The 12,973-nt window shown below is 30.0% G+C and carries 10 protein-coding genes, 1 rRNA gene, 1 pseudogene and 1 CRISPR repeat array; all 12 genes and pseudogenes read left to right on the forward strand.

Translation table 11 applies throughout. The annotated features are described in order from the left end of the window. Positions 1 to 10: 10 nt before the first annotated feature. Positions 11 to 781, forward strand: a complete 771-nt coding sequence (locus CBR30_05375; GenBank protein ID PMQ01625.1) for a hydrolase TatD — start codon at positions 11 to 13, stop codon at positions 779 to 781. Beyond that, a complete protein-coding gene (locus CBR30_05380; protein PMQ01611.1) occupies positions 778 to 1,380 on the forward strand; it encodes a radical SAM protein in 603 nt (200 codons plus the stop codon). The genes CBR30_05375 and CBR30_05380 overlap by 4 nt, the downstream gene beginning before the upstream one ends. Then, entirely contained in the window at positions 1,377 to 2,285 is a 909-nt protein-coding gene (locus tag CBR30_05385) for a radical SAM protein (protein ID PMQ01612.1), read from the forward strand. The genes CBR30_05380 and CBR30_05385 overlap by 4 nt, the downstream gene beginning before the upstream one ends. After that, the gene (locus tag CBR30_05390; GenBank protein ID PMQ01613.1) at positions 2,275 to 4,269 is read left to right on the forward strand and encodes a protein kinase; all 1,995 of its coding nucleotides are present in this window, start codon (positions 2,275 to 2,277) and stop codon (positions 4,267 to 4,269) included. Before CBR30_05385 ends, CBR30_05390 begins: the two co-directional genes overlap by 11 nt. A gap of 115 nt (positions 4,270 to 4,384) precedes the next feature. Next, positions 4,385 to 5,074: a CRISPR direct-repeat array (repeat unit 30 nt; unit sequence GTTTGTAGCTCGCCTATAAGGGATTGAAAC). Positions 5,075 to 5,230: 156 nt separating this feature from the next. Then, positions 5,231 to 5,548, forward strand: a complete 318-nt coding sequence (gene csx3, locus CBR30_05395; protein PMQ01614.1) for a CRISPR-associated protein Csx3 — start codon at positions 5,231 to 5,233, stop codon at positions 5,546 to 5,548. Then, complete coding sequence (gene cas10, locus CBR30_05400) at positions 5,541 to 7,928, forward strand: type III-A CRISPR-associated protein Cas10/Csm1 (protein PMQ01615.1); 2,388 nt, start codon at positions 5,541 to 5,543, stop codon at positions 7,926 to 7,928. The genes csx3 and cas10 overlap by 8 nt, the downstream gene beginning before the upstream one ends. Further along, positions 7,900 to 8,346, forward strand: a complete 447-nt coding sequence (csm2, locus tag CBR30_05405) for a type III-A CRISPR-associated protein Csm2 (protein PMQ01616.1) — start codon at positions 7,900 to 7,902, stop codon at positions 8,344 to 8,346. Before cas10 ends, csm2 begins: the two co-directional genes overlap by 29 nt. Positions 8,347 to 8,365: 19 nt before the next feature. Next, positions 8,366 to 9,118: a type III-A CRISPR-associated RAMP protein Csm3 gene (csm3, locus tag CBR30_05410; protein PMQ01617.1), complete on the forward strand. Its 753-nt coding sequence runs from the start codon at positions 8,366 to 8,368 to the stop codon at positions 9,116 to 9,118. Then, complete coding sequence (gene csm4 / locus CBR30_05415; protein ID PMQ01618.1) at positions 9,115 to 10,116, forward strand: type III-A CRISPR-associated RAMP protein Csm4; 1,002 nt, start codon at positions 9,115 to 9,117, stop codon at positions 10,114 to 10,116. Before csm3 ends, csm4 begins: the two co-directional genes overlap by 4 nt. A 19-nt stretch (positions 10,117 to 10,135) precedes the next feature. Then, positions 10,136 to 11,201: pseudogene (csm5, locus tag CBR30_05420) on the forward strand (type III-A CRISPR-associated RAMP protein Csm5). Then, positions 11,194 to 12,486 carry a hypothetical protein gene (locus tag CBR30_05425; GenBank protein ID PMQ01619.1) on the forward strand — a complete coding sequence of 431 codons (1,293 nt, stop codon included), beginning with the start codon at positions 11,194 to 11,196 and terminating at the stop codon, positions 12,484 to 12,486. The pseudogene csm5 and the gene CBR30_05425 overlap by 8 nt, the downstream one beginning before the upstream one ends. A gap of 401 nt (positions 12,487 to 12,887) precedes the next feature. Then, positions 12,888 to 12,973, forward strand: a 16S ribosomal RNA gene (locus CBR30_05430); the annotation flags it as partial.

Here is a 12,973-nt window from a genome sequence, read left to right on the forward strand (position 1 = left end):
TAGAGTAGAAATGTTTATAGATCTACATACTCACTTAAATCAGTCACCATTATTAGAAAGATGGAAAAATATTTATCAAGAGGCTAAAGAAGCTGGTGTTCTTGGAATAGTAGTAGTAGGATACGATTTTGATTCAAGTAAAATAGCCTCTGAAATATCATCCCAAGAAGATCTTATATTTTATTCAATTGGTATTCATCCTCATGAGGCTGACTCTATAAACTACGAGTCTTTTCCATGGGATAGGCTTATAGGGGAAAAGACATTAGCAATAGGTGAGATAGGATTGGATTATTATAAGATGTATTCTGATAAAGAATCTCAGAAAAAATTATTTAGGGAAGGAATAAATTTTGCAAAAAAATATAAATTGCCTATTATTGTGCATTGTAGAGATGCATATAAGGATTTAGTTGAGATTATGAGAGAAGAGAAGGCTTGGGAAGTTGGAGGAATAATGCATAGTTACTCGGGAAGTTATGAAATAGCAAAAGAACTTGCGAACTGGGGATTTATATTTTCTTTTTCAGGACCAATTACTTATCCTAATGCAAATAGACTGAGAGAGGTAGTAGAAAAATTGCCTTTAGATTTAATAGTTTTGGAAACAGATTGTCCTTATCTACCTCCCCAATCGATTCGGGGTAAAACAAATGAGCCAAAATATCTTATAGAGATTGCAAAAAAGCTTAGTGAAATTAAAAAAATTTCTTTAGAAAAATTAGAAGAAAAATTAGAAGAGAACATAAAAAGAATTTTTCCTCAATTTTTTAAAAAATGAGTACAGTTTATGTATTAGGAGAAAATCTATACCTTAATATAACCAATCAGTGTACAAACCGATGTACCTTTTGTATTAGAAACTTTACTGATAGAGTTGGAGATAAAGTTCTTTGGTTAAATTACGAACCCACCTATGATGAAATCACTAAAGAGTTGGAGCAATATTTACCTTTAGATAGATTTAAAGAGATAGTATTCTGTGGATTTGGCGAACCTCTTCTAAGAATAAATTTATTAAAGAAGTTAGTAGAATTTATTAGATCTAAATCAAGTGGTGTAAAAATCAGAGTGGATACTAATGGACATGCAAATATATTTCATCAAAGAAATGTAATTGAAGAATTAAAAGACTATATTGATGCTATATATATTAGTCTGAATGCTGAAAATGAAGAGAAGTATAATAAAATATGCAGACCCGTTTTTGAGAGTGTTTACAATGATTTATTAGAATTTATAAAACTCTCTAAACTTTATATAAAAGAAGTTAAAGTTAGCATAGTAGATTTACCAATTGTTGATAAAAAATCTTGCGAAGAGATAGCAAAAGAAATTGGTGTTCCATTATATGTTAGAAGTTTTGTTAAAACCTTATGATTCCTCTTTATATTGGATCCTATAAAAGTGGAGAGTTAGATAAAAAAATTGAAGAAGCTTATGAGAGGCTTCATGCATGTGATATATGTCCAAGAAGATGTGGAGTAAATAGAATTAGGGGAGAAGTAGGTTATTGTAAAGCAGGTATTAATCCAAAAGTTTCTGATTATTTTCCTCATTTTGGAGAAGAGAAAGTATTAGTGGGAAAAAGGGGTTCTGGTACCATATTTTTTACTTTTTGTAATTTAGGTTGTGTATTTTGTCAAAACTACACTATAAGTCACTTAGGTATAGGTGAAGAAATTACTGTTGAAGATTTAGCCAAAATTATGTTATATTTACAAAAAATGGGTTGTCACAATATTAATTTAGTTACGCCAACACATTTCGTGCCACAGATTTTGAGTGCATTGAAGATAGCAATAGAAAAAGGATTGAATATTCCTATAGTCTATAATACGAGCGGGTATGAGAATATATCTACATTAAAATTGTTAGAAGGAGTTATTGACATTTATATGCCAGATATAAAGTTTTTTGATCCAAAGGTAGCAAAAAAGTTTTCTAATGCAGAAGACTATCCAGAGATTACAAAAATGGCTTTAAAAGAAATGTATAGACAAGTAGGAGACTTAAAATTGAATGAGAAAGGTATTGCAGAAAGAGGGCTCATAATAAGGCACTTATTATTACCAAATAACCTGTCTGGCTTGGATGGATGGTTAGATTTTATAAAAGAGGAACTTTCTACAAATGTGTTTTTAAATATTATGGACCAGTATAGACCATTATATAAAGCTTATCAATATCAAGAGATAAATAGAACTATAACTTGGAAGGAATATAAGCACGCCATAGATTTAGCTTTGCAAAAGAGCTTTAGGAATTTATATGATGAAAAATAAAAAATTTTTAAGAATTTTAATTTTTTCTATAATATTAATCCTTACTTTAATATTGATTAATTTGGATTTGATCCAAAATTTGGAAAATAGAAGTATAGATTGGAGATTTAAATGGAGAGGCGAGATAGCGCCACCAGACGATATAGTGATAATAGGAATAGATGATACATCTATTAATGAGATTGGAAATTGGCCATGGAGTAGAAAAGTTCATGCAAAACTTTTAGATATTCTCAAACCCTTAAAACCAAAACTTATAATAATGGATATAATCTTCGATACAAAAACAAAAGATGATGATTTACTCTCACAAAAAATAAAAGAGAATAGAGTTATTTTAGCAAACTATTTGCAATCTCTAACTGACCCGAAATTAAAAGTCTTGATTTACCAGATAAAAGATTCAGTGCCAACTATAAAAAATAGTGCTTTGTATAATGGATTGAGCAATTTAGTATTAGATAAGGATGCAGTTGTAAGAAGAAGTAGACTATACATGGAAGATCTTAATGGCATCAGATATTATGCTCTCCATACTTATGCGTATTCTTATTTGAATAGAATGCCAGTTGACAAAATCTTACAAGAATTTCCTACAGAGTTTTACATTAACTATTATGGAGGTACTTCTAATATAAAAACGCTCTCCTATTCTTCTATTCTAAATAAGGAGATTGATTTGAGTGTATTGAAGGATAAAATTATCTTTATTGGCTCTGTCTCAGAGCTTTTAAAGGATTCTTATGTTACTCCCTTTTCTGATTATAAAAGATGGGGAAAAGTATATTTGTCAAATATGCCAGGGGTTGAAATTCATGCGAATATACTTTCCAACATGTTGTATAAAAATTATATAACTTCTATTCCTAATACTCTAAAATTGTTTTTATTCGTATTTTTACTATCAATTAGCTTCTTCCTGCAGAGGAAGAATATATTTTTTAATCTCTTCTTAATATTAGCTTTAGGGATTTTTTACTCTTTTATAAATTTCTATCTTTTTAGAATGAGAATTTTGCTTCCATTTATTTTACCACTCTCTGAGTTTTTCCTTTCTTTTATAGGGAATACCATATACTTTGCCATATTACCAAAAGAAAGTTTAGAAGGATTAATTATCAAGAAGAGATATAAGTTGATTAAAAAATTAGGTTCTGGAGGTATGGCAACTGTTTATTTAGCTAAAGATCTGACAAATAACAATCAGGTAGCTGTTAAGATCCTTCATCCTCAATATTGCGAGGATCCCCAAGTAGTAGAAAGATTTTTAAGAGAGGCAAAAGCATCTTCTGAGTTAGATCATCCCAATATAGTGAAAGTTTTTGATAGTGGAAGGGAAGAGGATTATTATTTTATTGTTATGGAATATGTTCCCGGAAAGGATTTAAAAAAGATTTTAGAAGAAAAAGGACCATTGTCTTATGTATATGTAAAGGAAATAATTAAAGAGGTAGCAAAGGCATTAGATCATGCAAATCAAAAGGGTATAGTTCATAGAGATATAAAACCTCAAAATATAATGATAACCCCTACAGGACAAGTTAAACTTATGGATTTTGGAATTGCTCATATTGGTGGCTTATCTACTTTAACCCAAACAGGAATATTTATGGGAACTCCTCAATATGCCTCTCCTGAACAAGCAGAAGGATCAAAAGTAGATATAAGATCTGATATTTATTCATTAGGGGTTGTAGCCTTTGAGTTATTAACAGGAACTTTGCCCTTTGAAGTAGGAGAAACTACAATATCTATCATATTTAAAAAATTACAAGAAGAATTACCCGATGTGAGGACATTTAGAAAAGAAGTTCCTGAGGGGTTTGCTAAAATAATACAAAAAATGACTGCAAGATTTCCAGAAGATAGGTATCAGTCTCCAAAAGAGTTAATTGAGGATTTAGAAAGAGGTTATCCTCTAAAACCATATGAAAAGAAAAAAATATCTTCTCAAGAGACAATTATAAAACCAAAAGAAGAATAATTATTTTTTTCTGTCGACCTCCAATCCTCCAAAAAACCCCGGGGTACGACAGAAAATTAAAATTTCTAAGTTTACCTCTTTAAATCTAACAAATCTTGATGTATAATATAATCAAAATTGTAGATCTCCTATAAGGGTATTAATTTTAAATTGTAGATTTTTTGCCATATTAACGTGTTTGTAGCTCGCCTATAAGGGATTGAAACAAGGTTTGAATATCCCGCCAAAAACTGCACACCGTCCCTGTTTGTAGCTCGCCTATAAGGGATTGAAACGAATGCATATGAGGGGCATTTTTTGAGTGGGGTCTCGTTTGTAGCTCGCCTATAAGGGATTGAAACCTTCTTCCTGGAGATATATCACTCCCTTACTCCAGGTTTGTAGCTCGCCTATAAGGGATTGAAACTACGACAAGGCGAGAGTAGTAGCGGAGTACGTGGAGAGTTTGTAGCTCGCCTATAAGGGATTGAAACAGAGTATATTTGCAGTATGTAGTTTTGGAAGGAGTTTGTTTGTAGCTCGCCTATAAGGGATTGAAACAGCTCCTCCTTTATTTGCATGAATAAATCAAAGTCAGTTTGTAGCTCGCCTATAAGGGATTGAAACTAAACCCTCTGCCTTGATATACCCAGCAATTTGGAAGTTTGTAGCTCGCCTATAAGGGATTGAAACACTGTAATAGAGACAAAGTATAAGAGAGAAAATAAAGTTTGTAGCTCGCCTATAAGGGATTGAAACGAAAATGTTTATTATTGTGATACAGACAGTTTATTTGGTTTGTAGCTCGCCTATAAGGGATTGAAACAAGTAATGGGAATATTTCGAAGAACATCACTGCCACTTATTGATCCCTCATTAAGAAATTTATATTTTTACATGTGTGTGATATAAAAATAATTGATATAAGAAATTGAATAAAGAATAGACATTTTTTATATCTTAATGATAAAATATAATTATAATGGATAAGTTGGTAAACTTTGGTATTATCGAGAAAGAAAAGTACAGTATTTTAATCATCAATCTTAGTGAGAATATAGAACCTTCTATATTAAGAGAACTCGAATTACCCAAGATAAATCATAGAAAAGGACTTATTATTACTGGAAGAGCACCAATATGGCTTTATGCTTTTTTAGTTCATTATTATCATCCAACTCCTTTTATTGCTTTGTATGATCCAAGATTAGGGGCTGTTGTAGTTCAATCCCATGTCAAGGATTTAAAAGTGGGAGATGTGTTAGATATATCATTTGATGGGAGGGATAATTTTGGATGATATAAAAATTTTACTATCTGCGTTATTTCACGATTTGGGAAAGGTTTTGCAAAGAACTAACGAATATAATTTAAAAGATCTTCCGCCTAAATTTCAAAATGTAAAATACTCACATGAAGGACTTTCAGGTTTCTTTTTAAATACTCTTGTAAAAAATGAGAAAGATATAACACCATTTTTAAAGGAAAATATCACTGAGAATGTAATTGATTTAGTGTCATTCCATCATAATCCTCATAATGAATATGGCATAATTATTCAAGTTGCGGACTGGCTCGCTTCATCTGAAAGAGAAGAAGATGAAACACAGAAAAATTTTTATGTTCCTCTTTCATCTATATTCAAAAAGATAGATGAAACTGCAGAAGATGTCTATTATCCTTTAGATAACTTAAATAATATTTTCCCTGTGAAAAGAGACGATCTAAGTATAAGAGTAGGAAAAGATGATTATAAAAATTTAATGTCACAATTTTTAAGATATATTCCAAAAGTAAGAGATATTGAACAACTTTTAACATTGTATGAATTTTATTTTTCCCAAGTTCCAGCTCAAACAACTAACTATAATCCAGATATTTCTATATACGATCATTCTCGAATAACAGCAGCATTAGCTCATGCAATTTATAAAGATTATATATTTGGAATTTTAAGTGGTGAAGAATTGTATAAATTGCGGGATGTATTGAAGAGTAAGAATGGTGAAATTTTAAATAAAAAGCTTTTTACTCTGGTTTCTGGGGATCTTTCTGGAATACAAAGTTTTCTATTTAATGTGTCATCTGAAAGTGCTGGAAAAATGTTGAAAGGCAAATCTGTATTTTTAGACCTCCTCACAAGATATACTGCTAAGTATTTCTTGGATAATACGGGATTTACTAAGATAAATTCAATATATGTAGGCGGCGGAAATTTTGACCTTTTATTATCATACATTCCAGAAGACAAATTAAGCAAACTTAGGGAATATATAGTGGAAAATTTATGGTATTTAGTGGAGGGAGACTTATATCTTGGGATAGAATGGATTTATCTATCGGTAAATGACTTATTCAATTTCATAGATAAAAAACGAGAATTGATTGATAAATTAAATGAGAGAAAAAAGAAAAAATTTAGTGAACTTACAAGATTTTATGAACTTCTTTTTATTCCTAAGAATGAGAATATTACCGATGGTAACTATTGTACGATCTGTGGTAAGAAAAAGGTATTTGATACAGAATCACAAGATAGATGGTGTGCTACTTGTAAGTCTTTTGTTGATTTCACAGGAGAATTAAAAGGTAAGAAATACTTAATTGAGGAAAGAGTCTCATCAAGTAAAACTCCGGAGACAGTATGGGATTTCTTTGAAGTTTTAGGATATGGTATTTCTTTTTCACAGTATAATTTCCAAGGTAAAGATGCTAAGGTTTATACAATAGAAGATATTTTTATAGACGAAAATTTTATTCCTCATGGTTTTCTCTTAGGAAGCTTTAATATAGTTGAAAATAATTTTGAAAAGATAGCTGATAAAAATATCAAAGAAAATTATGGCGATAAAAAACTTGCATATTTAAAAATGGATGCGGATAACATGGGAAGCATATTTAAAAAGTTGGCTGATATTGAAAGAAATAGAGAAGGATTATCTCTTACCAGGTATGGAGTATTAAGCAGAAGAATAGAGCTTTTCTTTGGAAAATATGTTTTGGAGTTAATTAAGAATAATGATAAATTTTATCCCGTATATATTGGTGGAGATGATTTATTTATTATAGGTACTTATGATGATATAAACAATCTGGCAAAAGAGATACAAAAAAGATATAAAGAGTATACTGGTCATGCAAACATATTTACAATATCAGCTGGAATTTATTATTTACCTTACAATTTCCCACTAATAAGAGGAGCTCATATTGTAGAGGGGGCATTGGAAAAAGCTAAAAATTTCAAATATCCTGAGGAAGAAAAACCAACAAAAGGGAAAATATGTGTGGAAGGTGAAGTATTAACTTATATAGAGTTTTCAGAAGCTTTAAGCATTGCTGATAAGTTAACTGAAAGTATATTAAATAAGAGTGAGAAAAATAAATCGTCAAGAGCTATTATCTCAAAAATAGAAAACTCTATTAAAGGCTTTAACCCTTTATTGGAACAAAGTCTAAAAGGAAAAATAACTCCCCCTGCAATTTGGAGATTTCTTTATTATCTTAGGGATTATAAAAAAATTGCATGTGAATTAGAGAAAATTATCTTGAATAATGTTTTGGAAAGGGGTGAGAAAATAAGAAATCCTCGTTTAATTTTGGTTGCTACTAAATTAGCCAAAATGAAAACACGAAGGGGGGAAACCCAAAATGAAGGAAACAAATCGAAAGGAAAATAGATCAGAGGTAAGTTTAGAAGATAGTTGGCGTAATGAAGTTAAAACTGCTCTTGGAGAAGATTATGTCAATAGTATTTTGGAGCTTGGAAAAGATATAGAAACCTTTAAGGAGTTTAATCAAAAGGTTCAAGAGTTTATAAAAGAAAGTGCCCAAAATATATCATCTTCTCGTATGAGAAAAATATATGAGCTTATAAAAAAATCAAAAAATTCTTCTGATCTCCTAATGGCAATTCCTTACATAGCTTATATGGTAGGTAGAGAGGAAAATAAAAAAAGAAAAGAAGTATTGGGAGAGCTTTTTGTTATTTTAAAAGATGTAATTACAAAAATGAATGATGAAAAAGAGCATTTGAAAAATATAAAAAAATTTACAGAAATGTTAGTGGCTTATCAAAAGTTATATGGTAAAGACTAAAATCAGGGGGGATTAAAAAATGGCTAAATTTAAAGGTAAGTTATTTATTGAAGGCGATATAATTTTACAAACGGGACTTCATATAGGAGGCTCTAAAGAAACTGGAGAAATAGGTGGTCTTGATAATCCAGTTATAAAAACAGTAAAAGGTGTACCTTATATTCCTGGTTCCTCATTAAAGGGTAAGATTAGATGCCTCTTAGAAAGAACAGAAAATATTGAATCTAAAAAGAATGGAGAGCCATGTAGTTGTGGAAAATGCAATATTTGTTTACTATTTGGCTCTCATTCTTCTGATAAAAAGACTTTATCAAGACTTATTATTAGAGATTCCTATTTAGATGAGGAACATTTTATGGCTGAGTTTGGTGATTTTCTTGAGGGAGAATATACAGAAGAAAAGACGGAGAACATTATAGATAGAATAACGGGTACGGCTCAACATCCCAGAACTATGGAAAGAGTGCCAGCAGGTGCTAAGTTTAAATTTTCGAGTAGTATTAGTTTTTACGATGGTGATGATATTAACGAATTGGTAAAAACATTTATAGAAGGAATAAGGATGCTTGAGGATGATTATTTAGGTGGAAGTGGTACCCGTGGTTATGGTCAAATAAGGTTTGAGAACATGGCTTTTTATGCAAAAAATATTGAAAGTTACTCAAAGGATAATAAAAAAGATGAAATTGAAACTTATAAAAATTTGAATGATGTTAATATAGATAACATTGTAAATAAACTTAAAGAAAAACTGGAGATGAATCAAAGATGAAAGTCGATGTTTATAAACTATTTAAGGATAGTCCTATTTCACTGCATGTAGGACTTAGAAGGATGGATAGAACATCTACTGAGATTCATTCGGACACTTTATTTTCTGCATTAAGTAACTCCCTAATAAGACTTTTTGGAGAAGATCGATTTGAAAATTTTGAGAAAAAATTAGTTGTATCCTCTATTTTTGTAGGAATAAGAACTCCAGGAAGGGATATACTTTTTCTTCCAATGCCAGATTTTATGATAAAGTTACCTGGAAATGAAGGAGAACAGTATAAGAAATATAAAAAAATTCAGTGGATATCGAAAATGGCTCTTGATAAGCTTTTGAAGTTTTTAAATAAAGAGGATTTTAGTATTTACTTAAAGGAATTAGATTTTTTCAAATTTCTCAATGATAAGTTTATAGTTTCAAAGGAAGAATTTGAAGAGATAAGAGAAGAAGTTTATTTCATGGATACCATATTAGAACCTAAAGTTAACGTTGATAGAGAAACAAATGGCTCGAATAACCTATATTTTCAAGAAAATTTAGTGCTTTATGAGGTAAAAACTTCGCAAGGAATTTTGATAAAACCCTTCTTATATTTTCTAAAATATCGGGATATTGAATTAGATAAGATATTTGTGCCGACTTTAAATTTATTTATCGAAGAGGGCGTTGGTGGAGAAAGAAGTACTGGAAAAGGTAATTTTGATTACTACGAAAGAGACGAATTGGAAATTCCTACTGAGGGTAGTTTTGAAATAACATTATCTTTAACAATCCCAAAAAGAGAAGAAGTAGATAATCTTGTCTATTATCAGCTTGTTAAAAGGGATGGCTTTATATTTTATCATGAACCTAAAGGCTTTAAGAAAAAAACTCACTACAAAGTGAAAGAAGGAGCATTAGTTAAGTCTCCTTATGAAGGGCAAAACATTGATGTATCTCCCAGAGAAGATATGAGGGTAATTTCTTATGGAAAAAATTTAGGTTATAAATTTTCCTAAAGAAAAGAGGGGATTTTTGATGAAGTTAACTATTGTACCCATAACTCCAACTATAATAAGAAGTGGTGAAGATATTTCTACAGTTTCGGAGTGTGTTATAGTAGATAAATATCTTAAAATCATAGATAAAGAAAAATTGCTTGATTACTTTAAAACAAATAAAAAAGGAAATTTTAAACCAACTTTCAAATCTTCTTATTAATGGGGAAAATATAAGCATTTTTTTACAAAAACTTAATGTAAACATTGATAGCATAACTAAATATTCATTGGAAATAAAAAATAAAATAGATCCCTCAAAAAGGAGAAATATATATCTTCCTATTACCTCTGCAAATAGAGTTTTTATTCCTGGAAGTACCATTAAAGGTATAATTAGAAGCGCTCTTTTGTTCCATTATTTTAATGAGAATAAAGAAAAAATTAACGCAATAATTAATAATGATAAGAAATCTACTTATATAGGAGAGGATGTTTTAAGAGTAAAAAGAGGAAGAATTGATACTGATATAATGAAATATATAATAGTAAGAGATAGCAATTTTATAGAATTTGAGAAGCTTAAAGTTTATGAAATAATAAGAATTCCTAAGGCAATTTCTCAATATATAATTGCAATTCCAAACTCCACAAAGGATTTTTCTGCTAAATTTCATACAGAAGTCTTGGTTAAAACTTATCCAAATTTTGAAATACCTAATTATTGGCGAAAATTTTTCAATTCAGATCCAGAAAAGAATTTGTGGAATTCTTTGAAATTATATGCCCAATTGTTAATTGATAAAGAATTTAGATTGTTGGAAAGACTTAGTGATAAAAATAAAAAAGTTTTTGCTGATCTTTTAAAGCATCTGACTGAAATCAAGAAAAGAATGGAAAATACTCAAGAAGATACAATATTTCTTCCTATTGGATTTGGTAAAACTTATTACTTTAATTCTTTAGGTTATTTTCTTCCTAAAGAGAAAATCCCTTTAAAAACAAAAAATAAAAGCCTTAATATTTTCCCTTCTACAAGATGGGTTGTTCAAATAAATGATAAGTTTTATCCTTTAGGGTGGTGTAAGATAATTAAAAATGTCTAAGTTTATTATCTCTTTGGTAAGTGATGGTGGAAGAGACTGCAAATATTATATAGATAATAGTGAATACAGTGGAAAGTCTACAGTCGAAGCTATTGCACAATACTATTTATCTAAAAAAGAAACATTTAAAATTCTTTTATTAAAACCAGAATCGCTTGATGAGCAATACTCAAAAGAGCTCGTAGATAGATTAGTAAATTATGGTATAGAGAGAGGAAATGTTATTACAGAAGAATTTCCTGTTAATGGGTACTATAATGATAAATATTATGATGTTGATAACATTGTTACAGCAGACTTTATATTTTTAGCTTTGCATAAGCATGTTGAAAAAGGTTTCAAAGAAATAATATTAGATGTCTCAAGAGGTCTAAATTTTCTTATATTACTTACGGTTGAGGCATATAGAAGGTTTATTGTATCAAAAGAAGCCTACTCCTTTTCAGACTATAGAAGCAAGTCAAAGATGGAATCTCAAAATTTACCAAAATTTTATTATATCTATTTAACCCCAAAAGACAGTTTTAATTATCATATTGTTTTTGAGAATGCTAAAGCTCCATTTTTTGTAGATTATTTTCAGAATTACGATAAAATCCCTTTTAACTTTGGAAATAATAAAGAATTATATAAAAACTTTAATTTTGTAAAAGAAGATATAATAAAACATGTTAATAATTGTATCACTACAATTAAAAGGGGATATGCTTTGGCTTTTCTAACAGTAATTCCTTGGGATAAGATTAGGAAATCTATCGATTTATCTTATAAAGAATTAACTTTGGACTCTTTTAAAAATTTGCTTGAAAGTTTAACTGTAATATCGGAGAAAAGGAAAACTATAAAATTGAAAATGAATTATCCACTTGGAAACCTCTGGATTTATATTAATTTTTTAGAATTTTTGTATTCTATTTATGAAAAGTACAAGGATAAAATAGTAGTAGAGAATAATAGGAAATGGGTAAACATTGAGACCTTAGAGAATTTTTGCGAAAATATTATTAAAGAGGTTTTTAAAGAAAATAGTGCAGAAACGATTCTTGCTAATGAGTTAGAATACTTTAAAAGAAAATTTAATGGAAAGAATGATATGTATAGAAAGGGAAATCCTTCGAACTATCAAAGAAATTTTGAGGCTCATGCTGGACTTATTTTAGAATTTTTAGCAGAAGATCCAATTAATTATAGAGTTTCTTATAAATTTGGTGAAGTATTGGAGAAAAACTCCAATAAAGAAGTAACTGAATATATAAATGATTTCCTAAAGATATGGAAGAAATGATTATAAATAATTCGTAAGTACATTTTTCTCATAAAAAATAAAGGGTACTAGACTGTGGAAAAACATGGTGTCCCCCTAAGAGAAAATTATAATGTTTTCTTTATAGCTATTCTTCCTAATAGCATTAAACCAAAGAAAAGGATATCATAAAAATGAAAGGTGCCATGTTCTTTTTTTACTCCTCATACCCTCATAACTTTAATATCCATTAGGGGGATACCATCTCCCTTCCGTGTTCCAAAAAATTGTGGATACCCTCTTGTCAAAATTAAGGGTATATGATAGAATTAACGTGCCTGCGGGAGAGAAGCAGGCGGATGCACCTTAGAAAAGGGGAAGAAGGAAGAAGGAGATAAAGAGCGAGGAAAAGACCTTCCAGAAGGGATAGGGAATAGATCCGGATGGAGGGTTTGATCCTGGCTCAGGACGAACGCTGGCGGCGTGCCTAAGGCATGCAAGTCGAGCGGTAGCTCCTATTGGTTTATGC

The sequence above is a fragment of the Dictyoglomus sp. NZ13-RE01 genome (assembly GCA_002878375.1).
Taxonomy (GTDB): Bacteria; Dictyoglomota; Dictyoglomia; order Dictyoglomales; family Dictyoglomaceae; genus NZ13-RE01.